The sequence below is a fragment of the Janibacter corallicola NBRC 107790 genome, assembly GCF_001570965.1.
Classification (GTDB): Bacteria; Actinomycetota; Actinomycetes; order Actinomycetales; family Dermatophilaceae; genus Janibacter; species Janibacter corallicola.
Genome location: NZ_BCSR01000043.1, coordinates 1 through 24,322 on the forward strand (window position 1 = coordinate 1; position 24,322 = coordinate 24,322).

The 24,322-nt window shown below is 71.6% G+C and carries 27 protein-coding genes, 1 tRNA gene and 1 other RNA gene; 18 read left to right on the top strand and 11 right to left on the bottom strand.

Annotated features, from left to right (window positions below; genetic code table 11):
- The first annotated feature begins 71 nt into the window (after positions 1-71).
- From JCO01S_RS12755 to JCO01S_RS12800, 11 genes are all read left to right on the top strand, one after another.
- Positions 72-854, top strand: a complete 783-nt coding sequence (locus JCO01S_RS12755; protein ID WP_157074616.1) for a hypothetical protein — start codon at positions 72-74, stop codon at positions 852-854.
- Between the two features lie 49 nt (positions 855-903).
- An RNA gene (ffs, locus tag JCO01S_RS12760) (signal recognition particle sRNA small type) lies at positions 904-1,000 on the top strand.
- 110 nt (positions 1,001-1,110) lie between these two features.
- Positions 1,111-1,980: a hypothetical protein gene (locus tag JCO01S_RS12765; protein WP_068256353.1), complete on the top strand. Its 870-nt coding sequence runs from the start codon at positions 1,111-1,113 to the stop codon at positions 1,978-1,980.
- A gap of 4 nt (positions 1,981-1,984) precedes the next feature.
- Positions 1,985-2,128 (top strand): hypothetical protein, encoded by a 144-nt coding sequence (locus JCO01S_RS15775; RefSeq protein WP_157074617.1) that lies wholly within the window; start codon positions 1,985-1,987, stop codon positions 2,126-2,128.
- A gap of 10 nt (positions 2,129-2,138) precedes the next feature.
- Positions 2,139-4,202, top strand: coding sequence for a DNA polymerase III subunit gamma and tau (locus JCO01S_RS12770; protein ID WP_068256355.1), 2,064 nt, complete (start codon positions 2,139-2,141; stop codon positions 4,200-4,202).
- A gap of 63 nt (positions 4,203-4,265) precedes the next feature.
- Positions 4,266-4,865, top strand: coding sequence for a recombination mediator RecR (gene recR, locus JCO01S_RS12775; RefSeq protein WP_068256406.1), 600 nt, complete (start codon positions 4,266-4,268; stop codon positions 4,863-4,865).
- Entirely contained in the window at positions 4,858-5,412 is a 555-nt protein-coding gene (locus JCO01S_RS12780) for a DUF5063 domain-containing protein (protein WP_068256358.1), read from the top strand. Before recR ends, JCO01S_RS12780 begins: the two co-directional genes overlap by 8 nt.
- Positions 5,413-5,575: 163 nt before the next feature.
- The gene (locus JCO01S_RS12785; RefSeq protein ID WP_068256361.1) at positions 5,576-6,850 is read left to right on the top strand and encodes an aspartate kinase; all 1,275 of its coding nucleotides are present in this window, start codon (positions 5,576-5,578) and stop codon (positions 6,848-6,850) included.
- Entirely contained in the window at positions 6,847-7,926 is a 1,080-nt protein-coding gene (locus JCO01S_RS12790) for an aspartate-semialdehyde dehydrogenase (RefSeq protein ID WP_068256364.1), read from the top strand. The genes JCO01S_RS12785 and JCO01S_RS12790 overlap by 4 nt, the downstream gene beginning before the upstream one ends.
- A 168-nt stretch (positions 7,927-8,094) precedes the next feature.
- Positions 8,095-9,030, top strand: coding sequence for a LytR C-terminal domain-containing protein (locus JCO01S_RS12795; protein WP_084342904.1), 936 nt, complete (start codon positions 8,095-8,097; stop codon positions 9,028-9,030).
- The gene (locus tag JCO01S_RS12800) at positions 9,017-10,228 is read left to right on the top strand and encodes a pyrophosphate--fructose-6-phosphate 1-phosphotransferase (protein ID WP_068256370.1); all 1,212 of its coding nucleotides are present in this window, start codon (positions 9,017-9,019) and stop codon (positions 10,226-10,228) included. The genes JCO01S_RS12795 and JCO01S_RS12800 overlap by 14 nt, the downstream gene beginning before the upstream one ends.
- Positions 10,229-10,235: 7 nt before the next feature.
- Here the strand turns inward: JCO01S_RS12800 and JCO01S_RS12805 are convergent, their stop codons facing one another.
- From JCO01S_RS12805 to JCO01S_RS12830, 6 genes are all read right to left on the bottom strand, one after another.
- On the bottom strand, positions 10,236-10,973 hold the full coding sequence (locus JCO01S_RS12805) for an enoyl-CoA hydratase-related protein (protein WP_068256373.1): 738 nt from the start codon (positions 10,971-10,973) through the stop codon (positions 10,236-10,238).
- Positions 10,970-11,335 (bottom strand): YchJ family protein, encoded by a 366-nt coding sequence (locus JCO01S_RS12810; protein WP_068256376.1) that lies wholly within the window; start codon positions 11,333-11,335, stop codon positions 10,970-10,972. The genes JCO01S_RS12805 and JCO01S_RS12810 overlap by 4 nt, the downstream gene beginning before the upstream one ends.
- A 10-nt stretch (positions 11,336-11,345) precedes the next feature.
- Entirely contained in the window at positions 11,346-11,771 is a 426-nt protein-coding gene (locus tag JCO01S_RS12815) for a VOC family protein (RefSeq protein WP_068256379.1), read from the bottom strand.
- Complete coding sequence (locus tag JCO01S_RS12820; RefSeq protein WP_068256382.1) at positions 11,768-12,841, bottom strand: MBL fold metallo-hydrolase; 1,074 nt, start codon at positions 12,839-12,841, stop codon at positions 11,768-11,770. The genes JCO01S_RS12815 and JCO01S_RS12820 overlap by 4 nt, the downstream gene beginning before the upstream one ends.
- A 128-nt stretch (positions 12,842-12,969) precedes the next feature.
- Positions 12,970-13,043: transfer RNA gene (locus JCO01S_RS12825), tRNA-Pro, on the bottom strand.
- Positions 13,044-13,140: 97 nt separating this feature from the next.
- Positions 13,141-14,052, bottom strand: coding sequence for a metallophosphoesterase (locus JCO01S_RS12830; protein WP_068256409.1), 912 nt, complete (start codon positions 14,050-14,052; stop codon positions 13,141-13,143).
- A gap of 93 nt (positions 14,053-14,145) precedes the next feature.
- Here JCO01S_RS12830 and JCO01S_RS12835 point away from each other — a divergent pair, with 93 nt between their 5' ends.
- On the top strand, positions 14,146-14,604 hold the full coding sequence (locus JCO01S_RS12835) for a GatB/YqeY domain-containing protein (protein ID WP_068256385.1): 459 nt from the start codon (positions 14,146-14,148) through the stop codon (positions 14,602-14,604).
- 15 nt (positions 14,605-14,619) lie between these two features.
- On the opposite strand, the gene JCO01S_RS12840 is transcribed toward JCO01S_RS12835, so the two are convergent.
- Genes JCO01S_RS12840 through bagA form a run of 3 tightly spaced genes read right to left on the bottom strand, consistent with a single transcriptional unit; the run spans position 14,620 to position 19,174 of the window.
- Entirely contained in the window at positions 14,620-16,986 is a 2,367-nt protein-coding gene (locus JCO01S_RS12840) for a penicillin-binding protein (protein ID WP_068256388.1), read from the bottom strand.
- 41 nt (positions 16,987-17,027) lie between these two features.
- The gene (gene bagB, locus JCO01S_RS12845; RefSeq protein ID WP_068256391.1) at positions 17,028-18,179 is read right to left on the bottom strand and encodes an ArsA family ATPase; all 1,152 of its coding nucleotides are present in this window, start codon (positions 18,177-18,179) and stop codon (positions 17,028-17,030) included.
- Complete coding sequence (gene bagA / locus JCO01S_RS12850; protein WP_281189211.1) at positions 18,179-19,174, bottom strand: ATPase BagA; 996 nt, start codon at positions 19,172-19,174, stop codon at positions 18,179-18,181. Before bagA ends, bagB begins: the two co-directional genes overlap by 1 nt.
- Positions 19,175-19,203: 29 nt before the next feature.
- On the opposite strand from bagA, the gene sp36 reads away from it, so the two are divergent.
- The 4 genes from sp36 to JCO01S_RS12865 are packed head-to-tail and all read left to right on the top strand — an operon-like array spanning position 19,204 to position 21,468.
- The gene (gene sp36 / locus JCO01S_RS15780) at positions 19,204-19,362 is read left to right on the top strand and encodes a Sp36 family protein (RefSeq protein ID WP_157074618.1); all 159 of its coding nucleotides are present in this window, start codon (positions 19,204-19,206) and stop codon (positions 19,360-19,362) included.
- Entirely contained in the window at positions 19,362-19,826 is a 465-nt protein-coding gene (locus JCO01S_RS12855; protein WP_068256395.1) for a RidA family protein, read from the top strand. The genes sp36 and JCO01S_RS12855 overlap by 1 nt, the downstream gene beginning before the upstream one ends.
- Positions 19,826-20,662: an NUDIX hydrolase gene (locus JCO01S_RS12860; RefSeq protein ID WP_084342906.1), complete on the top strand. Its 837-nt coding sequence runs from the start codon at positions 19,826-19,828 to the stop codon at positions 20,660-20,662. Before JCO01S_RS12855 ends, JCO01S_RS12860 begins: the two co-directional genes overlap by 1 nt.
- A complete protein-coding gene (locus tag JCO01S_RS12865; protein WP_084342907.1) occupies positions 20,659-21,468 on the top strand; it encodes an MBL fold metallo-hydrolase in 810 nt (269 codons plus the stop codon). The genes JCO01S_RS12860 and JCO01S_RS12865 overlap by 4 nt, the downstream gene beginning before the upstream one ends.
- A gap of 13 nt (positions 21,469-21,481) precedes the next feature.
- Here the strand turns inward: JCO01S_RS12865 and JCO01S_RS12870 are convergent, their stop codons facing one another.
- Positions 21,482-22,159 (bottom strand): Crp/Fnr family transcriptional regulator, encoded by a 678-nt coding sequence (locus tag JCO01S_RS12870; protein ID WP_068256398.1) that lies wholly within the window; start codon positions 22,157-22,159, stop codon positions 21,482-21,484.
- Positions 22,160-22,174: 15 nt separating this feature from the next.
- Between JCO01S_RS12870 and nth the strand changes: the two genes are divergently transcribed.
- Together nth and JCO01S_RS12880 are read left to right on the top strand one after the other, a co-directional pair.
- A complete protein-coding gene (gene nth, locus JCO01S_RS12875) occupies positions 22,175-22,933 on the top strand; it encodes an endonuclease III (protein WP_068256401.1) in 759 nt (252 codons plus the stop codon).
- Positions 22,930-23,643, top strand: a complete 714-nt coding sequence (locus JCO01S_RS12880) for an NUDIX hydrolase (protein WP_068256403.1) — start codon at positions 22,930-22,932, stop codon at positions 23,641-23,643. Before nth ends, JCO01S_RS12880 begins: the two co-directional genes overlap by 4 nt.
- On the opposite strand, the gene JCO01S_RS12885 is transcribed toward JCO01S_RS12880, so the two are convergent.
- Positions 23,644-24,171 (bottom strand): phage holin family protein, encoded by a 528-nt coding sequence (locus tag JCO01S_RS12885; RefSeq protein ID WP_084342908.1) that lies wholly within the window; start codon positions 24,169-24,171, stop codon positions 23,644-23,646.
- Positions 24,172-24,322 lie beyond the last annotated feature (151 nt).

Consider the following 24,322-nt stretch of genomic DNA (forward strand, 5'->3'; position numbering starts at 1 on the left):
GAGCCTCGAGCCGCGTCACCCCGGTGGCGCGGCTCGAGGCGTTTCGGGCCGGCGTCTGCGACGATGGCCCGGTGTCGAGCTCAGCACCCAATCGCCGCAAGTCGGTGGCCGAGCGCACCATCGACGAGTCGAGCAGCGCACCCAAGACCTTCTCGCAGGAGGTGCGCAGGGCACTGACCTGGTTCGTGTGCTCCTACGTCCTGGGCACGCTCGTGGTCACGGCCGTCCACTTCCGGTTGCTCGTGGACAAGACGAACGACACCATCGACGACACGGCACTCATCGCCGGGATCCTGTGCGGCATGGCCGGTCCCTTCCTCGTCTACATGGCGACCGACCACGGCGAGTCCTCCAACCTGATCGACCGCAGCAGGGGGCTGGTGCCCGTCGCGCTGCTCGTCGTGGCCATCCAGAGCCTGCTCGCGCCGGTGGGACTGGCCCTGTGGAGCCCGATCATCGGGGCGGACGCCGCCTACGGCTCGGTCTACGACGTCGTCCCCACCTCCCCCCTCGCCTGGGTGCTCGTCGTCGCCCTCGCGTGGTGCTGCTTCGCCTGGGGATACGCCTTCTGCGTGCCCTTCTTCGCAGCCAATGTCGACATGAAGCTGCGGCTGATCCTCTTCCTCCCGCTGTGGCTCGTCTCCTTCTTCGTCCTGCCCTTCCTGGCCCACAAGGTGCTCGGTGGGCCCCCGAGCGCGGGGTTGGCGCTCGCCCTCGGTGGCGTGGCGGTGGTCCTGACCGTCGTGATGGTCCTCGTCCTCTGGTTCGTCGGGCGCTTCAACGCCGTGGCGGAGTACGAGCAGTCGGTGCCCCGGGCGCCGTCGTGGACGGGCGACGAGAGACGACCCGGCTGAGGCCGACCCCCATGGTTTGGCGATCGCGGCGGTCCACGTAGACTTCTGGATCGGCACCCCGCGTGGTGGTACCTCGCCGAACTCCCCCAGGGCAGGAATGCAGCAAGGGTAGGCGAGCTCTTCCAGGTACGCGGGGTGTCCTCGTTCCCGGCCATCGCGCACCTGGTGTCGCGGTTGCGCTGACGACGGGCCCGACTTTCTCTAGCGTGGTGTCGAGCGGTCGTACCGGGCGACCGCCTCCGCGGAGGAGGACCCAATGGACACCATCTGGATCTGGATCATCGTCGCCATCGTCGTGCTCGTGATCGTCGTCGGGCTGATCGCGATGCTGTTCAAGGGCTCGAAGCAGAAGCGCCTGGAGCAGGACCGGGCGGAAGCAGCCCGCATGCGCGAGGAGGCCAACGCGCGAGAGCGCGACGTGCGTGAGCGTGAGGCCACGGCCGTGAGTGCGGACGCGGACGCCCGAGCCGCCCGTGCAGACGCGGACAAGCAGAACGCCGAAGCAGACCGCCAGGCCGCCGAGGCGGAGCGCAAGAACCTCGAGGCCGAACGCCTGCAGGACGAGGCGGACGTGCGTGCCGACGAGGCCAACCGTGAGAAGCGGGCCCACGAGGAGCAGTTGCGTGCGGCGGACACCATGGACCCGGACGTCGAGACCGACGAGGCCGGCAATCGCGTCGGTGAGCCGGGCGACGTCGATCAGCCGCGTCACGCCGCCCCGGTCGAGGACCGGACGGGCCCGGACGGTCACGCCGACGACGCCGGTACCTCGGACTTCGGCGGGGAGCATCCCGGTGGTGGGGACGGGGCTCCGACCGATCCGGTGACTGGTGGTCAGGCGGCTCCTGCTGGTCCGGCCGCGGACGATGCCGCGACCGGCGGCAAGGCCATTCCCACGGACCCGGTGACGGGCCAGCCGACGACGCAGTCGCCTGCAGGAGAGGCGCCGACCGACCAGGGAGGTGTCCCTGCACTCGACGACCGTCCCGCGGGCGAGGCAGCCGGTGACGTCGGCGGCGAGCAGTCCGAGGCACAGCAGCGCGAGGACGGCCGCGGGCTGGTCGACAAGGTCCGCGACAAGGTCGACGACCTGCGTGGGCACGGGGACGAGAACCAGCCCCGCTGACCCCGTGACACGTGAGGGGGCCGCCACGACCTGTGGCGGCCCCCTTCGTGCTGCCGACCCGCACGCGGCCGCGCACTCCGTCCCCGTCGTCCACAGGTCGGCGACGGTGATCTCCCCACGCGAGGTCGCCGTCGGTGCCCGCCAGTAGGGTCTTCCCCGTGAGCACCGCCCTCTACCGCCGCTACCGGCCCGAGTCCTTCGCCGACGTGATCGGCCAGGAGCACGTGACCGAGCCGCTCATGCAGGCCCTGCGGACGGGCCGGGTCAACCACGCCTACCTCTTCTCCGGACCGCGCGGCTGCGGCAAGACGACCAGCGCCCGCATCCTCGCCCGCTGCCTGAACTGCGAGCAGGGCCCGACGCCGACCCCGTGCGGGGAGTGCGACTCCTGCCTGGCACTGGCCCGCGGCGGCGCCGGGAGCGTCGACGTCATCGAGATCGACGCTGCGAGCCACGGTGGCGTCGACGACGCCCGCGACCTGCGCGAGCGGGCCTCCTTCGGCCCGGCGCAGAGCCGCTACAAGGTCTACATCATCGACGAGGCGCACATGGTGACGCCGCAGGGCTTCAACGCGCTGCTGAAGATCGTCGAGGAGCCGCCGGAGCACGTGAAGTTCGTCTTCGCGACGACCGAGCCGGAGAAGGTCATCGGCACCATCCGCTCGCGCACCCACCACTACCCCTTCCGCCTCGTCCCCCCGGCGCGGCTGCAGGACTACCTCCAGCAGCTGTGCACCGCCGAGGGCATCGCCGTCGAGCCGGGCGTCCTCTCCTTCGTCGTGCGAGCCGGCGGCGGTTCGGTGCGCGACTCCCTCTCCGTCCTGGACCAGCTCATCGCCGGCAGCGACGAGCGCGGGCTGACCTACGCCGGGGCGGCCGCGCTGCTGGGCTTCACCGACGGCGAGCTGCTCGATGCGACCGTGACCGCCTTCGGGGCCGCCGATGCCGCGAGTGTCTTCAAGGCGATCGACTCCGTCATCGAGACCGGTCTGGACCCGCGGCGGTTCGTGGAGGACCTCCTCGAGCGCTTCCGCGACCTCATCGTCATCGCGGCGGTCCCGGACGGGGCGGGGGCGATCCTGCACAGCCTGCCCGCGGACCAGGTCGACCGGATGCGCCAGCAGGCCGCGGCCTTCGGCGCGGCCTCCCTCTCCCGGGCGGCGGACATCGTCAACGCCGGCCTGACGGAGATGACCGGGGCCACCTCCCCGCGGGTACAGCTCGAGGTCATCGCGGCCCGGGTGCTCCTGCCCGGCGCCGAGGGCGAGTCCGGCTACGCCGCCCGGCTGGACCGCCTGGAGCGGCGGATGGACGTGGGCGGCACCCCGAGCGAAGGCGGCGCCCCCAGGAGCGAGGGACCGGGTCCCACGCCCCGCGTGGGCGCCTCGAAGGGGGGCGGCCCCACCCCCACGCAGGCCCCGGCACCGTCCCACACCCCTGTCCCGCCCACCCCGGTCCAGTCGGCCCCCGAGCCGCCGGTGGAGAGCACACCTCCCGCGCAGCCGGTGGCCCCGCCCGAGCCGGCCCCCGAGCAGGAGTCCCCGGACCCCGAGCCGGCAGCCCAGGCACCGACCGCGACGATGGACGTCGAGGTGCTGCGCCGGTCCTGGCCGGACGTCCTCGGGAGGATCTACCAGATGCGGCGCGCGACGTGGACCTTCCTCTCCGAGCACGCGCAGGTCCTCTCCTACGACGGGCAGCGCCTCGTGCTGGGCATCGCGACCGTCGGCCTGGCCAATGCCTTCCGGGGCGGCTCGCACGCCGAGGTCGTGCGGCAGGCCCTGATCGACGTCCTCGGGGTCGACACCCGTGTCGAGGGGGTCCCCGACCAGGGCGGTCCCGCGACCGGGGGTGGCCCTGCGGCCGGCGGCGGCCCCGCCCCCGGTGGCCCGCCCCCGCAGTCTCCGGGCCCCTCGGCTGCCCCCGGACCCGCGCCCGGTCAGGCGACGGGCGCACCGCCGCCCACCCCGCCCGAGCCCCCTTCGTCGGCGACGCCCGACTGGGGCAGCGCACCCCCTGCCACCTCCTCCGCGCCCTCGTGGGCCACCGCCGGTCCGGAGCCGGCTGACCCGGCCGGGCCGGGCGGCCCCCCTTCGACCCCACCGGCGGAGCCCGACGACGCCGGCATCAGCGAGGACGACGAGGACATCGTCGAGGCGGGGGAGGCCGGCGCGGCGGTGGTCGAGCGGATCCTCGGCGGGACCGTCATCCGCGAGGAGTGAGCCGCCCCGCGCGTCCCGCCCGGGGTGGCGCGCCCCCGGCTCCCGACGCGTATCGTCTGGGGTGTGTACGAAGGTGTGGTCCAGGACCTGATCGACGAGCTCGGCCGACTCCCCGGGGTCGGTCCGAAGAGTGCCCAGCGGATCGCCTTCCACCTGCTGCAGGCGGACCCCGAGGACGTCCAGCGCCTCGTGCAGACCCTCAGCGAGGTCAAGGACAAGGTCGCCTTCTGCGAGACCTGCGGCAACGTCGCGGAGGGCGTGCAGTGCCGGATCTGCGCCGACCCCCGGCGGGACGAGACCTCCATCTGCGTCGTCGAGGAGCCCAAGGACGTCGTCGCCATCGAGCGCACCCGTGAGTTCCGGGGCCGCTACCACGTGCTCGGCGGCGCGATCAGCCCGATGGACGGGGTCGGCCCGGACGACCTGCGCTTCACCCAGCTGATGTCGCGGCTCTCCGACGGGACGGTCACCGAGGTGATCATCGCGACCGACCCCAACCTCGAGGGGGAGGCCACGGCCTCCTACACGGCCCGGCTGCTCACCCCCTTCGAGCTGAAGGTGACCCGCCTCGCCTCCGGCCTCCCGGTCGGTGGTGATCTCGAGTACGCCGACGAGGTCACCCTCGGTCGCGCCTTCGAGGGAAGGAAGTTGCTCGATGCCTGACGAGACCACCCTGCTCGCCGACGAGTGCGCCGCCGAGGCCAAGAGCTGGCTGGCCACCGTCGCCGACATCGCCTCCGGCGCAGCACCCGAGAGCGCCATCCCGCTGCTGCTGCTCGCGACGAGCCAGATCCAGCTCGTCGGTGCCCGGCTGGGCGCGATCACCGACGTCGTGCCCGAGCAGCGCTTCGAGGCCGACCCCGGCCCGGACACCGAGCTGGACCCCCTTCGTGTGGGGCTGGCACAGCTGCTCGAGGGCATCGACGACTACGCGGACGTCGTCGACCCGGTCGTCTCCACCGAGCTGGCCCGGGGCTCCCTGAGCAACGACCTGACCGCCATCGCGGATGCGCTGACGCACGGCCTCGCCCACCACGAGGCGGGGCGGGCCACCGAGGCCCTGTGGTGGTGGCAGTACAGCTATCTCGCGGACTGGGGCGATCGTGCCTCCATGGCCGCCAGGGTGCTGCAGACCTTGCTGGCGCACCTGCGTCTGGACGCCGATCCGGACGTCGCCGGGGAGGCCGCCTTCGACGCGCTGCACGGCTGAGGCGCCTGCGGGCGAAGGGGGCCGGCGTCCACCTCGCGGGTCTCGAAAGGGTCACCCTCCGCGGACTCGCTCCCGGATCGGAATGCGGCCTCGTTATCCTCATGGGGTCGTGCCGGTCCTGCAGACCCTGGACCGGACCTGCAATAGCTATGGGAGTTCCCCTTTGAGTCTGGTTGTCCAGAAGTACGGTGGTTCGTCGCTCGCGGATGCGGAGAGCATCAAGCGGGTGGCGCACCGGATCGTCGAGACCAAGAAGGCGGGGAACGACGTCTGCGTCGTCGTATCCGCGATGGGGGACACGACCGACGACCTGTTGGATCTGGCCACGCAGGTCTCTCCCGTGCCCCCACCCCGGGAGATGGACATGCTCGTCACCGCGGGTGAGCGGATGTCCATGGCACTGGTCGCGATGGCCATCGCGGACCTCGGCCACAGCGTGCGCTCCTTCACCGGGAGCCAGGCCGGTGTCATCACCACGCCCGAGCACGGCAAGGCGAAGATCATCGACGTCACCCCGGGACGGATCACCGAGGCGATCGGCAAGAAGCACATCGTCATCGTGGCCGGCTTCCAGGGCGTGAGCCAGAACACCAAGGAGATCACCACGCTGGGCCGTGGCGGCTCCGACACGACCGCGGTGGCGCTCGCGGCGGCCCTCGAGGCCGACCTGTGCGAGATCTACACCGACGTCGACGGCATCTTCACCGCCGACCCGCGCATCGTCCCCGCCGCCCACAAGATCGACGACGTCTCCCACGACGAGATGCTCGAGCTGGCGGCGAGCGGCGCCAAGATCCTCCACCTGCGGTGCGTGGAGTACGCGCGCCGCTTCAACATGCCCATCCACGTACGCTCGTCCTTCTCCTCGAAGGAAGGCACCTGGGTTCGCACCCAAGACCCCGAAGGGACCAACCACATGGAAGAGCCGATCATCGCCGGTGTCGCCCACGACCGGGGCGAAGCCAAGATCACCGTCATCGGGGTGCCGGACGAGCCGGGCCGTGCCGCGGAGATCTTCAGCACGATCGCGGCGGCCGAGGTCAACATCGACATGATCGTCCAGAACGTCTCCGAGATGGACACCGGACGCACCGACATCTCCTTCACGCTGCCCATGGGCGACGGCAGGCGGGCCGTGGAGGCGCTCATGGAGACCAGGGACCAGGTCGGCTTCGCCTCCATCCAGTACGACGACCAGATCGGCAAGCTCTCCCTCGTCGGGGCGGGCATGCGCACCAACCCCGGTGTCTCCGCGACCCTCTTCAAGGCGATCGCCGACGCCGGGATCAACATCGAGATGATCTCCACCTCCGAGATCCGCGTCTCCGTGGTCACCCGGGTGGACGACCTCGACGAGGCGCTGCGGGCCGTCCACTCCGCCTTCGGGCTGGACTCCGAGGACGGGGAGGCGGTCGTCTACGGGGGGACCGGGAGATGATCTCCCGCCCGTCGCCGCCCACGGGGCCCACGCTGGCCCTGGTGGGGGCGACGGGTCGGTTCGCCGAGGCCGTCATCTCGGCCCTGGCCCTGCGTGACGACGCCTGGGGTGAGATCCGGCTGCTGACCCCCGGGGTGTCCACGCGGACCCTGCCCGTGCGCGGCCACGAGCAGACCATCGAGTCGCTGGGCGAGGAGTCCTTCGACGGCGTCGACATCGCGTTGTTCAACCTCGGCCCGGAGACCACCCGGAAGTGGACCGCGAAGGCCGTCGCGGCCGGTGCCACCGTCGTGGACGCGAGCTCGACCCACCGGCGCGACCCCGACGTGCCGCTCATCGCGCCGGGGATCAACTCCGAGGTGATGCCACCGCACCCGGCCGGCATCGTCTCGCTGCCGGGCCCCCTGACCTGGGGTCTCATCGATGCGGTCCACGTGCTGCACCACGGCTGGGAGCTGCAGCACCTCGTCGTCACCGGCATGATCGCGGCGGTCTCGCGCGGCGACGCCGGCGTCGCCCGGTTGCGCGAGGAGATGTACACGGTGGCCGCGGACCCGACCGTCGGTCAGCAGCCCGGTGACGTGCGCGCCGCCGTCTCCGACGTCCCGGTGCCCTCTCCCTTCCCGGGGCCGCTCGCGCTGAACGTCATCCCGTGGATCGGGGAGGCTACCGAGTCCGGCTTCACCACGACGGAGCACGCCGTCGAGCACGAGATCCGCAAGGTCCTCGGGCTGGGGGAGCAGGTGCCGGTGGTCGTCACCCTCATCCAGGTGCCCGTGGTCCTGGCCCACTCGATGGCCCTGCACGCCCGGTGCGCCCGGCCGGTCTCGGTCGAGAAGGTCCGCCAGGCGTGCGTCGCCGCGCCCTCGCTGGTCTATCTCGACGAGCAGACCGGGGAGGTGCCGACGCCGGTCGACAGCGCGGGCATCGACCCGCGCTTCGTCGGACGCATCCGGCAGCCGGCGGGGGCCGGACACCATGTGGACATGTTCGTCAGCGCCGATACCATACGTCGAGGGGCCACGGCCATGGTGTCGGTAGCGGAGCAGCTGGCCCGAGAGCGTACGGATCGCTGATCCGAATCGTCTCCATGATGAGACCGGGGTGATAGGCAAATGTCATCCTCGGCGTCCATGCTTGCAGGGGGGCTCGACGTCTTCGCCGTCGGCCCGTGATCGGTGTCACCCCGGGAACACCTCGGCACCCGGGGGTGCAGACATCCAGACGTCCGAGGAGGAGCGTAGATGGCAGACGGAACCAGCGGCGGGCGGGGCCGCAGGGATGATGAGGGACCGGTCGCATACCGCGTCGTGGGTCTGGACGAGCTCGAGGGGGACGTCGCCTCCCACTACCGTCGTCAACGTCGTCGCCGACTGCTGCTCTTCGTCACACTGCCCGGGCTCGTCCTGGGCACCGCCACCGTCGCGACCGCCTACGGCACGGGGCTGATCGGCACGCCGGACGTCTCGACGTGCAGTGCCCAGACCGTGACCGCCCCCAAGCGAGGCTCCTTCAAGATCGAGCTCCTCAACAGCAGCGACACCGACGGACTGGCCACCGAGGTCGAGCGTGAGCTGGTGCAGCGGGACTTCAAGGTCGCCTCGGTCGGCAATGCGGACAGCTCGGTCTACGTCCGGGGCGCGGCCACGATCTACCACGGGCCCAAGGGGCTGAAGAACGCGCTGCTGCTGCAGAAGCAGATCCCCGGATCGAAGCTGTGGAACGACTCCCGCAAGGGCGACGACGTCCAGCTCGTGCTGGGGTACGGGTACGACAAGCTCGTCAAGGAGCCGCCGCCCCCGCTGCCCGCTCCCTCGGAGATCTCGGTCAACGTCTTCAACACGACCTGGCACGAGGGTCTGGCCAGCGAGACCGCCTCCGACCTGAAGCAGCGGAAGTTCAAGATCAAGGAGGTCGGCAACGACCCCCGCATGGCCTACCTCGAGAAGGAGACGGCCGTCATCCGCTTCGGGTCCGAGGGCAAGCGCGCCGCCAAGCGCCTGGCCCAGCAGGTCGACGGCGCCCAGATGCAGAAGGACGACCGGAGCACCAAGACCGTCTCCCTCGTCCTGGGCAGCAAGTGGGACGGGCTGAAGCCGAAGTCCGAGGTGCCGGAGGCCAAGCCCTTCGTGCGCCCGCCGGAGAGCATCCAGGTGCCCTGCACCGATGACGAGGAATGAGCCGGTGACCACCGTCGCGCTGCTCACCTCGGGCGGCATCGCGCCGTGCCTGTCCTCCGCGGTCGGTGGCCTCATCGAGCAGTACACCGCGGTCGCCCCCGAGGTGCGCATCATCGGTTACCTCGACGGCTACGCGGGGCTGCTCGCCGGTCGCAGCGTCGAGGTCGACGACGAGGTCCGGGCCCACGCCTCCCGGCTGCACCGCTTCGGTGGCTCTCCCCTGGGGAACTCCCGAGTGAAGCTGACCAATGCCGAGGACGCGGCCCGGCGCGGACTCGTCCGGGAGGGGGAGGACCCCCTTCGGGTGGCCGCGGACCAGCTGGCCGCCGACGGCGTCGACGTGCTGCACACGATCGGTGGCGACGACACGAGCACGACCGCTGCCGACCTGGCCCGGTACCTGCAGGAGGCGGGCCGCTCGATGACCGTCGTGGGGCTCCCGAAGACCATCGACAACGACATCGTCCCGGTCCGGCAGAGCCTCGGTGCGTGGACCGCCGCCGAGGAGGGGGCGCGCTTCGCCCGCAACATCATCGGTGAGCACTCCTCGAACCCCCGCATGCTGCTCGTGCACGAGGTGATGGGGCGGCACAACGGCTGGCTGACCGCCGAGACCGCCCGGCGGTACCGGTCGTGGCTGGCGGAGCAGGACTTCGTCCCGGGGATCGGCAACGACCCCCGGCGCTGGGACGTGCACGGCGTCTACCTCCCCGAGCTCCCCGTCGACATCGAGGGCGAAGGGCGCCGGCTGCGCGCGGTCATGGACGAGACCGGGTGCGTCAACGTCTTCCTCGCGGAGGGCGCCGGCGTCGAGGACGTCGTCGCCCGCATGGAGGCGACCGGCGAGGAGGTACCGAGGGACCCCTTCGGCCACGTGCAGCTGGACGCGATCGACCCCGGGGAGTACGTCGCGGCCGAGCTCGCCGCGGCGGTGGGCGCCGAGAAGTCCAAGGTCTTCAAGTCCGGCTACTTCGCCCGCTCCGCCCCCGCGAACCGGGAGGACCTGGAGCTGATCCGGCGGTGCACCGACCTCGCGGTCGAGACCGCGCTCGCGGGCGGCAGCGGCCTCGTCGGCCAGGACGAGGAACGCGGGGACGAGCTGCGGGCGATCGAGCTGGACCGGGTCGCCGGCGGCGGGTCCTTCGACGCGGGGCAGGACTGGTTCACCGCGCTCCTGCAGGAGATCGGCCAGGCCTGAGGTCGGCTCAGCCGTCGTGCCGGCGGCGCAGCGACCACATCTGCGGGGAGTGCTCGACCTCGACGGCCACGTCCCAGGGGATCCCGCCCGGCGCCGTCTCACGGCGGAAGCTGCGCACGAGGCGGCGGGAGAGCTCGGGGTCCGAGGCCACTCGGGTGAGCATCGAGCGCGCGGCGTCCTCGACCAGCTCGTCCTCGTGGGCCGACCAGGCAATGCCGAGGTCGACGGCCCGCTCGCCGCTGACCTCCTCGCCGAAGAGCCCCATCCCGGCAGCGACCTCGCGGCCGGCCACCCGGTGCAGCAGCGAGAGGTGCCCGCCGCCGGGGTGGATGCCGATCCGGTCGAAGCCGGGAAGCAGGCGTGCGGTGCGGGAGACGACCCGCAGGTCGGTGGCCAGGGCGAGGTTGATGCCCGCCCCGACGGCTGCCCCCCGGACGGCCGCGACCGTCGGCAGCCCGATCTCGCCGACGGTGGTGAAGGCCGCGTACACCGTCTCCAGGTCCCGGTAGGCGCCGTCCTCGACCGGGTCGGCGCCCGCGTCGGCGAGGACCGAGCGGACCGCGCCGGCACAGAAGTGGGCGCCCCCGGTGACGATCACCGCACCGACGGCCGGGTCGGCCTCGGCGGTGCGGGCGGCTTCGGCCAGCTCCCGCGACATCTGCACGGACAGGGCGTTGCGGCGCTCGGGGGCGTCGAGGGTGATCGTCGCGATCGCGTCGGCCACCGCGTAGCGGACCTCGCTCATGTGCTCTCCTTGGTGTAGAACCAGCGGCCGCCACGGCGGGTGAACTCGGCACGCTCGGCGTGCACGCCCCCTTCGTGCGTGGCCACGTAGTCCACGATCCCGGTGTCGTCCTCCTGACCGCCGGCCACGACCTCCATGATCTGCAGGCCGGTCCAGCGGGTCGCGCCGGGGTGGACCTCGGCGGGCCTCGTGCGGGCGTCCCAGGTGCGCCAGAGGTGCTCGGCGTTGCCGTAGACGTGGGCGGTGTAGCGGCTGCGCATGAGCTCCTCGGCGGTCTCCGCCAGCCGTTCGGTGGTCAGCAGGGGGCCGCAGCACTCCTCGACGGTGCGTCCGGAGCCGCAGGGGCAGGGGTCCTCGGGCATGGGAGCGCTCCTACTTCGCGAAGATCTGGGACTCGTCGGCGAAGGCCTTGAACTCCAGGGCATTGCCCGCCGGGTCGAGGAAGAACATCGTCCACTGCTCACCGGGCTCGCCCTCGAAGCGCTGGTACGGCTCGATGACGAACTCCGCGCCGGCCGCCCGCATCCGCCCGGCGAGGTCGTGGAAGTCCTCGTGGGAGAGGACGCACCCGAAGTGGGGCACCGGGACCTGGTGCTCGTCGACGGGGTTGTGTCCGGCCGGGCCGGGGGAGCCGCCCTCGGTCTGATGGGTGACGACCTGGTGGCCGTAGAAGTTCCAGTCGACCCAGAGCGTGTCGGAGCGGCCCTCGCTCAGCCCGAGGACCCCGCCGTAGAACTCGCGGGCACGGCCGATGTCGTCGACGGGGATCGCCAGGTGGAAGCAGGGGCGGGTGTTCATGGCTCCAGCGTAGGCATCGGCCGGGTGTAGGTCTCCACCCCGTCCCGGGTGCTCGCCACGAGGTCGCCGCGGGCGGCCAGGACGGTCAGGTGCGCCTGGGTCTCCAGCGCGGCCAGGCCCTGGTTGAAGGGGTCCAGCCGCTCGAAGAGGGTCTCGTGCCGGGTCCAGTGCAGGCCACCGGCGACCTCCCGGGGAGTGCCACCGCCCTCGGGCACCGCCGCCAGGCTGGCCTGCAGTCGCTCGTCGTGGTGGGCGAGCAGCTCGTCGACCCGCTCGTGGGTCGAGGACGCGACCGGGCCGTGGGCGGGGAGCACCCGCATGTCCGGGAGCTCGCGGACCCTGGCCAGGGAGGTGAGGAAGTCGCCGAGCGGGTTGCCGGGCCGGGGGAGGGTGAAGCCGATGGAGGGCGTGATCGTCGGCAGCACGTGGTCTCCGGAGAAGAGCAGCTCATCGCTCCGGTCGGCGAAGACGTAGTGCCCGTCGGTGTGGCCGGGGGTCGGGATCGCGTTGAGCAGGCGCTGGCCCACCGACAGGTCGATCGTGCCGTCCAGCCACACGTCCGGGTCCCGCCAGGCGTCGGGGTCGATGTCCTGGCCGCTATCGCGTCCCCAGTGCACGGCGACGTCGTCGGCCCCGATCCGGCGCAGCAGCGCCACGAACTGGTCGGGGTCGTGGCGCCTGACCGCCGCCAGGGCCCCGCGCTCGCCGAGGCCCAGGGAGATGCCGGCACCGGTCTCCTTGCCGAGGACCGAGGCCATCGTGTAGTGGTCCCGGTGGCTGTGGGTGACGAGGAACTCGCGGATGTCGGTGAAGGAGTACCCGATGCTGCGCAGCGAGCGGTCCAGCACCTCCCGGGCGGCCGGGATCGCCCAGCCGCCGTCGATGAGGGTGATCCCCCTGTCGGTCTCGAGGACGTAGACGTTGACCGACTTCAGCCCGTCGTTGGGCAGCGGCAGCGGGATCCGGTGCACGCCGTCCGCGACCGGCCACGCGCCCTCGGCCGCCCAATGGGCCCCGGAGTCGGGGGAGACGGCGTGGGCGGTGGGGGTCTGTTGCTCCTGCGCTGACATGGCCTCAGACAATCAGGTCCGGGCAGGGCCCGCGAACCCGTCTTTACAGTCGGCATCCATCCGCTCCGGGCCCAAAAAAGTCCTGAGCCGCGTCACCGTGCACACGATGACGCGACTCAGGACAAGAGTCGGGGTGACAGGATTTGAACCTGCGACCTCGTCGTCCCGAACGACGCGCGCTACCAACCTGCGCCACACCCCGAGGTGTTCGTCGCCATCACCGGGCGACGACACGAAAGAATAACCCAGCATCCCCGCGGAGACAGAATCGGGGTGCGGGCGAGCCGTCCGGCCGCCGCTCAGCTCCGGGCGGCGGCCTCGTCCCTGGGCACCAGTGTCATCAGGGTGGCCTCCGGTCGGCAGGCGAAGCGCACCGGTGCGAAGCGCGAGGCACCCAGCCCGGCGGAGACGTGCAGCCACGCGGCCTCCTTCGGTTGCGCCCCACCCAGCCCGGCGCCAGGCCACCAGCGGGAGACCCCCTTCGCCCGGCGCCGGTCCAGGTCGCAGTTGGTCACCAGCGCACCCACGCCCGGCAGGCACAGCTGGCCGCCGTGGGTGTGGCCCGCGATGAGCAGGTCGGCCCCGTCGCCGGACATCGCGTCCAGGACCCGCTGGTAAGGGGCGTGCAGCACCCCGAGCGTCGCGGCGACGTCGGTGGGCGCGCTCCCGGAGACCGCGGCGTAGTCATCGCGCAGGATGTGCGGGTCGTCCACGCCGACGAGCTCGAGCTGCTGGCCGCCGACCTCGAGACGGGTCCGGGCATTGCACAGGTCGACCCAGCCGCGGTCGGTCATGCCGGTGCGCAACTGCTCCGTCGGCAGCGGCCCGAGGTGATCACGGGGCCTGGCGTGGTCCTTCGTCAGGTACACGGCCGGGTTCTTCAGCACCGGGGCGTAGTAGTCGTTGGAGCCCATGACGAAGACCCCGGGCCGCTCGAGCAGCGGCGCGAGGGCGGCCAGAGCGGGAGGCACGGCCGCCAGGTGGCTGAGGTTGTCCCCGGTGTTGACCACGAGGTCGGGCTCGAGCGCGGCCAGGCTCCGGATCCACGCGGCCTTCGCCTCCTGCCCCGGCACCATGTGGATGTCGCTCACCTGCAGCACGCGAAGGGGGCGGCTGCCGGGAGTGAGCACGGGGAGCCGGAAGCGGCGAAGGGCGAAGAGGCGGGGCTCGACGAAGGTCGCCCAACCGAGGGCCGCCGCTCCGCCGGCCATGGTCCCCGCGACGACGCGGGTCAGGGTCGAGGTCACGGACTCATCCTCCCAAAGTGAAGCGCGGGCGCGGCCGGCCGGTGCGACAATCACGTCATGACCGACTCGCTCAAGGCCACCATCCAACGCGATCTGCACGAGGCGATGCGCGCCAAGCAGGAGGTGCGGGTCTCCACCCTCCGCATGGCCCTCAGCGCCATCGGCAATGCCGAGGTCGCGGGCAAGGAGGCCAGGGTGCTCAGCGACCGGGAGACCATCACCGTCCTGACGAAGGAGGCCAAGAAGCGCAAGGAGTCCGCGGCGGTCTACCGCGAGGCGGGTCGTGCGGAGACCGCCGCCCGGGAGGAGGCCGAGATGGCCGTCCTCGAGGGCTACCTGCCGAAGCAGCTGGGCGAGGAGGAGGTCGACGCGGTCGTCGAGCGCGCCATCGAGCAGGTCGGCGCCACCTCCATGGCCCAGATGGGTCAGGTGATGGCGCTCGCCCAGCAGGAGATCGCGGGCCGTGCCGACGGCGCTCTCGTCGCCGGCAAGGTCAAGGCCCGTCTGACCTTCTGATCAGCCTCCGGAGGATCAGCCGCCCGGGTCGGTGGAGGGCGACGAGGACGGCTCGCTGTTGCCGTTCGAGATGTAGATCGTGACGGTCTCGCCCTTGTCGACCTCACCCTGGGGGCTGGTGTAGGCGACGGCACCGGGGGAGACGCCGCTGTCGACCTGGCCGCCCTGCTTGACCTTGAAGCCGGCCTCCTCGAGCTTCTTCTCCGCCTGGGTCGGGCCCATCCCGGTCACGTCGGGCACCTCGCGGACATCACCCTTGACGATCTTCTTCGGGGGCTCGGTGAACTCCTTCTTGGGTGTGCCCTTGGACGTCTCGTCCATGATCTGCTTCCAGATCGGGGCGGCGATCGTGGCGCCGAAGACCTGTCGGTAGTAGTGCCCGCCGAGGGTGATGCCGTCCATGTCGTACTGGCGGATCGGGGACCCGACCCAGATCGCGCTGCTCAGCTGCGGCGTGTACCCGGCGAACCAGGACTGCCGGTGGTTGTCCGTCGTCCCCGTCTTGCCCGCGGCGGGGCGGCCGTTCGCGAGCGCATCGCCGTCGGCGGTGCCCCCGGGGTCCAAGGTCCCGGTCAGCAGCTCGGTCACGCCCTGGGCCACGCCCTTGTCCATGACCTGCTTGCACGGCGGCGGGTCGAGCTTCATCTTCGTGCCGTTGGCCGTGGTGATCGACTTGATCGGGTTCGGCGGGCAGTACTTTCCGTCCGCGGCGAGCGTGGCGTAGGACGTGGCCAGCTGCAGCGGGGTGGTCGAGTCGGAGCCCAGCACGAGGTTGGAGATCGCGTACGTGTCCTTGGTCTTCTCCCCGCCGGAGTAGGCCAGGCCGTAGGGGAGCCCGTAGCCGTCGGTCAGCCCCATCTTGGCCATGACCTTCGGGATCTCACAGGAGCCGATGTCCGAGGCGAGCTGGGCGAAGGCGGTGTTGATCGACTTCTTCGTGGCCTCGGCGAGCGTCATCTCGCCACCGATCGTGTAGTCGTTCGAGACCGCCCACGGCTCGACCGTGGTGCAGCCCGCCTCGAAGTCGCTCCGGGTGAAGATCGCGGGGTCGGTCACGCCCGCGGTGGGGGCATCGACCGTGGCCTCCATCGGCATGCCCTGCTCGAGCGCCGCGACGAGCGCGTACATCTTCGCCGTCGACCCGATCGCGAAGCCGTTGGTGCCGCCGTACTGGGCGGGCACCGACCAGGCCTGCTCCGAGTACTTCGTGCTGGCCGTCTCCATCCCGATCTTGTACTTCGAGGTCTGCGCGATGGCCTTGACGTCGCCGGTGCCGGGCTCGACGAGAGCGCCGGAGGCCCCGAACTTGTCCGTGCCGAAGGGGACCTTGTCGGTCAGGTCCTCCTTGAGCTTCTTCTGCCAGTCGCGGTTCAGCGTGGTCTTGATCGTCAGGCCGCCGCTGTTGATCGCCTGGAGTCGGGCATCGGGGTCCGGGCCGAGCTCGGGCATCTGCTGGAGGTAGGAGACGACGTAGTTGCAGAAGTAGGGGTCGACCGCCTCCGAGCAGGTCCCGCCGCCGCTGTCGTTCGTGATGTCCAGGAGGCTCTTGACGCTCTTGGACTTCGCCTCCTCGGCCTGCTTCTCGGTGATCCGGCCGAGGTCGAGCATCCGGTTCAGGACCACGTCGCGACGGGTCTGCACCGCGTCGGGATTGGTCCGGATGTTCAGGCGCCCGGGGGATTGGACGACGCCGGCCAGCGTCGCGGCCTCCGAGAGGTCGAGGTCGTCCGCGGACTTGCTGAAGAAGTGCTGCGCGGCGGCCTCGACGCCGTACGCGTTGTCGCCGTAGTAGGCGAGGTTGAGGTAGCTCGCGAGGATCTGGTCCTTGGTGTGGGTCTTCTCCACGTTGAGCGCGTACTTCAGCTCCTGCAGCTTGCGGCTGTATGTCTGTGCGACCGCGGCCCGGGCGCCCTCACGGTTCCCGCTGTCCAGGGCCTTCTCCTGGAGCATGAGCTTGACGTACTGCTGGGTGATCGAGGATCCACCCTGGGTGGATCCGGAGGTGGCATTGCTGACGAGCGCGCGCAGCGTGCCACGGATGTCCAGACCCCCGTGCTCGTAGAAGCGGCTGTCCTCGATGGCCAGCTGCGCCTTCTGCATCGCCGGGGAGATCTTGTCCAGCGGCACCACGATGCGGTTCTTGTCGTAGGGGGTGGCCAGCACCTTGCCGTCCGCGGAGAGGATCTTGGACTGCTGGGACAGCGGGTTCGCGGTGAATTCGCCGTCCATCGACAGGAAGCCCTGGGCAGTGGACTTCGCCGCACCGCCCCCGGCGCCGACGAGTGGGATCATCACACCGGCGCCGACCAGACCGAGGCCGACGGAGACGGCGACGAAGGCCCCGAGCAGGCGCACCAGATGGGGCTTGCGGGAGTCAGACATGGGCCCAAGCGTAAAACAGCCGCCTGACAATCTCCCGCATCTCAGCCGTGCAGCGCCGCCCCCACGTCACGCAGCCCCTGGATGTCGTGCACGTCGACCGGCTGGGCCGGCACCGTGGCCAGCGGGACCCCCGGGTGGGAGGTGCGGAAGCGGGCGAGGACGGAGCGTTGCCGGGCGGCGGTCCCGGCCAGCTCCGCGTGCACCCGCAGCACCGCCGCGGCCAGGTCGTGGTCCCCCTTCGCCTCGAGGTGCTCGGCGCCCTCCTCGGCCCGGTCCGCGGAGATCTTCCGCGCCCGTGTCACGTGCAGCCGGTTGACCACCATCCCCGCCGGAGGCATCCGGTCGGAGGCGAGCCGGTCGATGAAGTACCCGGCCTCGCGCAGGGCGTCGCGCTCCGGTGCGGCGACGACGACGAAGGCGGTCTCCGGGCGGGCGAGCAGGGCATAGGTCGCATCGGCCCGCTGCCGGAAGCCGCCGAACATCGTGTCCGTCGCGGCGATGAAGGTCTGCACGTCCCTGAGGAAGTCCCCGCCCAGCAGCCTGGACATCACGGTGTTCGCGAGGCCGACCCCGGCACTGAAGACCTTCAGCGAGGCCCGGCCTCCCACCTTCGCCGGCGCCGTCATCAGGCGGATGAAACGGCCGTCGAGGAAGGAGCCGAGGCGCTGCGGCGCGTCGAGGAAGTCCAGCGCGGACCGCGAGGGAGGCGTGTCGACGATGATCAGGTCCCAGTCGCGCGCACCCTGCACCATCTGCTCGTGCAGCTGCCCGAGCTTCTCCATGGCCATGTACTCCTGGGTGCCAGCGAAGGAGCTGGAGACGGCGATGTAGAAGGGATTGGCCAGGATCTGGGCCGCCTTCTCCGGGCTGGAGTGCGCCTCGACGACCTCGTCGAAGGTCCGCTTCATGTCCAGCATCATGGCCTCGAGCGAGCCGCCCGCCGAGGTGTCGATCCCCTCGACCGGTCGCGGGGTGTTGTCCAACTCCTCCAGCCCGAGCGCCTGCGCCAGCCGGCGGGCCGGGTCGATGGTGAGCACGACGACCCGGCGCCCCTGCTCGGCGGCCCGGACGGCCATCGCCGCCGCGGTGGTGGTCTTGCCGACCCCGCCGGAACCGCAGCACACGACGATCCGCCGCTCCGGGTCCGCCAGCACGGTGTCGGCGTCGAAGGCGGGCCCCTTCACCGCGGCCATCACAGGCCTCCCTGCTCGGTGATGGCCTCCGCCAGCTGCCGGAGGTCACCGTCCTCCACGCCACCGGGCAGGTGGGGGAGGGTGACCAGGGGAGCGGCCAGGCCCTCCAACCGGGCCAGCTGCTCCCGCTGGAGACCGGAGCGAAGGGCGTGTTCCTCCCCTTCGCGCAGCAGGCCCTCGACGGTGGCCGGGCCGGTGGTGATGTCCACGAGTTGCAGGGCGGCCACGAGCTCGTCGCGGGCCGCGTCACCACCGCGGGTCAGCGCCTGCGCCTGACCGTCGGTGAGCAGGGGTGGGCGCACGGCGTTGGCGACCACCGACCCCACGCGCAGGGAGAGGTCCCCGAGCTCGTCGACGGCGTCCAGGGTCTCCTGCACGGGCATCTCCTCGAGGAGGGTGACGAGGTGGACCCGGGTGATGGCGCTCTGCAGGACCCGGGTGATCGAGTCGGCCTGGTTGCGGATGGGGCCGACGCGTGCGACCTGCGAGACCTCCTCGTTCACGGCGAGGAAACGCCCGATCCGCCCGGTCGGGGGAGCGTCGAGGACCACCGAGTCGTACACCGGCCGCTTGCGTCGGCCGCTCGTCGTGCGGCCGACGGCCTCGTAGACCTTGCCGATGAGGAGGACGTCGCGCACCCCGGGTGCGATCGTCGTGGCGAAGTCGATGGCGCCGACCTTGTCGAGGACCGACCCGGCGCGGCCGAGCTTGTAGAACTTGTGCAGGTACTCCAGCAGCGCGGGCTCGGCCTCCACGGCCAGACCGTGCAGCGTGCCGCCCGAGGGGTCCTGCACGAGCGCCCGCTCCGTCGGCCCGAGGGGGGCGGTGTCGAGGACCTGCGAGATGCCCTGGCGACCTTCGACCTCGGCCAGCAGGACCTGCTGTCCCTGCATCGCCAGGGACATGGCAGTCGCCGCGGCCACGGTCGTCTTGCCGGTGCCGCCCTTGCCCGTGACGACGTGCAGCCGCACGGCCGACGCAGAGGGGACGTTCACGGCCTCCAGCCTACGAGTAGGGTGCCGACATGACCCAGTGGGAGTACGCAACAGTTCCGCTCATCGTCCACGCGACCAAGCAGATTCTCGACCAGTGGGGCGAGGACGGTTGGGAGCTCGTCCAGGTGGTTCCCGGCCCCGACGGCAGCAACCTCGTCGCCTACCTGAAGCGGCCGAAGGGCGCCTGATGGGACGCATCGACGACCGTCTGGTGCAGCTGTCGGTCACGCTCGCCGAGCCCGCCGCACCGGCCGGCGCCTACGTGCCCGCGCTGGTCGACGGCCGGCACGTGCACACCTCCGGACAACTGCCCCTGACCGACGGCGCCCTGCCGCTGACCGGTCACGTCGGCTCGGACGTGACCCCGGAGCGGGCGAAGGAGCTGGCGCGGACCTGCGCGATCAACGCGCTCGCCGCGATCAAGGCCGAGATCGGGGACCTGGACCGCATCGAGCAGGTCGTGAAGGTCACCGGATTCGTCTCCAGTGCACCGGACTTCACCGGCCAGCCCGGGGTCATCAACGGCGCGAGCGAGTTCCTCGGCGAGGTCTTCGGCGACGCCGGCAAGCACGCACGCTCCGCGGTGGGGGTGGCCGTCCTCCCACTCGGCTCCCCGGTCGAGGTCGAGGTCACGGTGAGGCTGACCGACTGATGGTGCAGCGCGACTTCCTCCTGGACGTGGACACCCAGCGCACGCTCGGCCTCGACGACGGCGCCCCGCAGGTTCCGGAGGAGCCGGTTCGAGCCAAGCTGGCCTCGACCGTGATGCTGCTGCGCGACGACAACGGCCCGCTCGAGGTCTTCATGATGCGCCGCGTCGCGCAGATGGAGTTCGCGGCCTCGATGCACGTCTTCCCCGGTGGGGGCACCGACCCGCGCGATGCCGAGGACGAGCTGCCCTGGGCCGGCCCCGAGGTCGGTGAGTGGGCCGAGCTGCTGCAGACCGACGAGGCGGCCGCGCGGATGCTCGTGGCCGCCGCGGTGCGGGAGATCTTCGAGGAGACGGGCGTGCTGCTGGCCTCGCCCGCCGGGGCCGAGGCGGAGCCGGCCAATCTGGATGCGGAGGACGCCCGCGAGCTGCGGCGCCGCCTCGTCGCCAAGGAGATCGGCTTCGGCCAGGTGCTGCTCGAGCGTCACCTCGTGCTGCGCAGCGACCTGCTGCGCTACCGCTCGCACTGGATCACCCCGACGATCGAGCCGCGCCGCTACGACACCCGCTTCTTCGTCGCCGCCGTCCCCGTGGGGCAGGACCCGGACGGCGACAACACCGAGTCCGACCTGTCCGAGTGGGCCCGCCCGCAGCAGGTGCTCGACGCGGCCGAGGCCGGAGACGTGCTGCTGCTGCCGCCCACCATCGTCAGCCTCGAGCAGCTCGTCGGGGTGGAGACGGTGAGCGCGGCCCTGGAGCAGCAGCTGCCGATCACGCCGATCATGCCGGAGTTCGTCGTCTCGGACGCAGGCCCGGCGATGCGGGCGAGGCTGCCGTGAGCCCGGCGGTCGCTCCGGAGCCGTCGGCCCCCTTCGGGTCCTGGGCCGGTGGGCAGATCACGCCCAACGCCCACTGCCTGCTGCAGGGCAATCCGAGCCCCATGACGCTCGACGGGACGAACACGTGGGTGCTCCTGCCCCCCGGGGGAACCGAGGCGATCGTCATCGACCCGGGTGAGGACGAGGCCGCCCACCAGCAGCGCGTCGTCGACCACGTGGCCGAGCGCGGGGCCCGCATCACCCAGATCGTGCTCACCCACGGTCACCACGACCACAGCGAGGGTGCGCCGCGTCTGGCCCGGCTCACCGGTGCGCCGGTGCGCGCGGTCGGCGCCGGCCACGACGACCTCGGTGACGGGGACGTGCTGCGTGTCAGCGGTCTCGAGGCCCGGGTCGTGACGACCCCGGGCCACACCGCCGACTCGATCTCCTTCGCCCTGCCGGGTGACCACGCGCTGCTCACGGGGGACACCGTGCTGGGGCGCGGGACGACGGTCGTGGCCCATCCCGACGGCGAGCTCGCCGCCTACCTGGACTCCCTCGAGCGGATCCGCGCGCTGACCGGCGACGGCGAGGTCACCTCGATCCTGCCCGGGCACGGCCCCACGGTCCCGGACGCCGCCGCGATGGTGGAGTTCTACCGGCTGCACCGGCGTGAGCGGTTGGAGCAGGTGCGGGCCGCGGTCGCGGACGGCAAGCGCACCGCGGACGAGGTCGTGGCGCACGTGTACGCCGACGTCGACCGTTCGGTGTGGCCGGCCGCGCGGATGTCCGTGCTCGCCCAGCTGGAGTACCTGGGCGTCTGAGACGAAGGGGGCGTCAGCGCGCCCGGCGCTGGAGGCGCTCCACATCGGTGAGCAGCACCGCCCGCGCCTCCAGGCGCAACCAGCCCCGACTGGCGAAGTCCGCCAGCGCCTTGTTGACCGTCTCGCGGGAGGCCCCGACGAGCTGGGCGAGCTCCTCCTGGGTGAGGTCGTGGGCGACCATCGTGCCCTCCTCGACCGGCCGGCCGAAGCGGTCCGCCAGCTCGAGCAGCGCCTTGGCGACGCGGCCGGGCACGTCGGTGAAGACGAGGTCGGCGAGGTTCTCGTTGGTGCGGCGCAGCCGCCGTGCCAGCGCCGTGAGCAGGGTGCCGGCGATGCGCGGGTGGGCCGAGAGCAGCTGGGTCAGCTGTTCGTGCCCGAGGCCGACCAGCTGGGTCTCGGCGACCGCCGTCGCGGTGGCGGTACGGGTGCCGGGGTCGAAGAGGCTCAGCTCGCCGAGCATCTCGGTCGGCCCGAGGATCGCGAGGAGGTTCTCCCGGCCGTCGCTGGCGGAGCGCCCGAGCTTGATCTTGCCCTCGGTGATGATGTACAGCCGATCGCCCTGGTCGCCCTCGTTGAAGAGGACGTCCCCGCGCTCCATGCGCACGGGCGTCATCGATGCCATCACCTTGGCGGCGTCGGCATCGTCGAGGGTCGCAAACAGCGGGGCACGGCGGACGACATCGAGATTCACACTCGGCAGTGTGCCATGAGCAGCCTTGTGCTGCTGGCTTACGCTGCCAGAGTGTCTGCCATCCGCACGGAGACCCCGCTCGCCCTGACGCGCCGGGCCCGCAAGATGTACCGCCAGCTGCATGAGCGGTACCCCTATGCCCACTGCGAGCTGGACTTCGACGGGCCGCTCCAGCTGCTCGTCGCCACCGTGCTGTCGGCCCAGACGACGGACGTGACGGTCAACAGGGTGACCCCGGCGCTCTTCCGCCGGTGGCCGACGGCGGCCGCGCTCGCCGGCGCGGACCGCACCGAGATGGAGGAGGTGCTGCGCCCGACCGGTTTCTACCGGGCGAAGACCAACTCCGTCATCAAGCTCGGTGCCGCCCTCGTCGAGCGCCACGACGGGGAGGTCCCCGGCCGGCTGGCCGACATGGTCAAGCTGCCGGGCGTCGGGCGCAAGACCGCGAACGTCGTGCTCGGCAACGCCTTCGGCGTCCCGGGGATCACGGTCGACACCCACTTCGGACGCCTCGCCCGGCGGATGGGGTGGACCGACGAGGAGGACCCGGTCAAGGTCGAGCACGCGGTCGGCGCGCTCTTCCCCAAGAAGGACTGGACGATGCTCAGCCACGTGGTGATCTTCCACGGCCGACGCACCTGCCACGCCCGCCGGCCGGCCTGCGGCGCCTGCCCGGTCGCCCGGCTCTGCCCCTCCTACGGAGCGGGGGAGACCGATCCCGACCGGGCCGCGAAGCTCCTGAAGTACGAGTTGGCGCCGGTGGCGGACAAATGACGGGAGGTCCGAGCGGGGCGAGCTCGCTCCCCGACGACGGCGGGGCACCGGAGTGGCTGCTGGACGCACAGGGTGTCCTGGAGGCGGACCTGCCGGACTGGTTCACCCGGTTCCGCCCCCCGGAGGACGTGGCGCGGCGCTCCGCCGTGCTCATGCTGGTGACGGAGGGCGAAGGGGGAGACGGCCACGACATCGTCCTCACCGAGCGCTCCGGGCACCTGCGCAGCCACGCGGGTCAGGTCTCCTTCCCCGGAGGCAAGCTCGACCCCGGCGAGACGCCGGTCCAGGCGGCGCTGCGCGAGACCTGGGAGGAAGTGGGCATCGACCCGGCGGGCATCGACGTGGTCGGGACCTTCCCCGACCTGTGGCTCTCGCCGAGCCGGAACGCGGTGACCCCCGTCCTGGGGTGGTGCCGTGACCCGGGCGCCCTGCGGGTCGTGGACCCGCGCGAGGTCGCGCGGGTCGAGCGGGTGCCCGTGGCAGACCTGTGTGATCCCGCGAACCGCTTCACCGTGCGGGGGCCGACCGGCCGCATCGGGCCCGGCTTCGACGTGGCGGACCTCTTCGTCTGGGGTTTCACCGCCCAGCTGCTCACCGTCCTGCTGGACGCCGCGGGTGTCTCCCAGGACTGGGACCAGCGGGTACGGCGGAGCCTGCCGTGGCGCTATGTGCGCCAGTACCTCACCGGGCCGCCACGACGGCGGACCTGATCACTTCTGCGCGGCGGCGTCCTTGACGTCGGCGACGGTCTCGTCGGCGGCGGTGGTCGGGGTGCGCGGGGCGCCCGACTTGATGGCGGTCACGGTGTCCTGGGCGTTGCGGATGGCGCGCTCCGGCTTGGGCTTGGCCTTCTTCAGCGCGCGGATGCCGACGAGCGCGAGGATCCCGGCGACGACGAAGAGCAGCACCGTGATGACGAGGTAGCCCGCCCAGACCGGCAGCCACACCGCGACGACGCGCGCGAGCGTGTGGAAGAGGAAGATCAGCCCCAGCAGGGCGATGAAGCCGGCCCCGGCCAGGAGGCCGGCTCCCTTGCCACCGATCGAGATGCCCTTGGTGACCTCGGCCTTGGCCATCTGGATCTCGCTGCGCACGATGGTGGAGATGTCGTTGCTGGCGTCGGCGACGAGCTGGCCCACGCTGCGCTCGGACTCACCGGGGGCGGCACGTCCGATACGACGACGGGCAGCCCGCTCGGCGGGGGTGCCGGTGGTCGTGCTGGCGCTGTCGTTGCTCATGGTGCTCCTGCTCGCTTGGACGATCCGAAGGGCCACAGCAGTGGCCGTGCTGGGATCACCCTACCCACGTGGGCGCGCACGGGCCGGATACGGCGACAGTGGGTCCCACCACAACCGGTCCGGAGCCCGGCTCCGAGCCCCTGACGGGGCC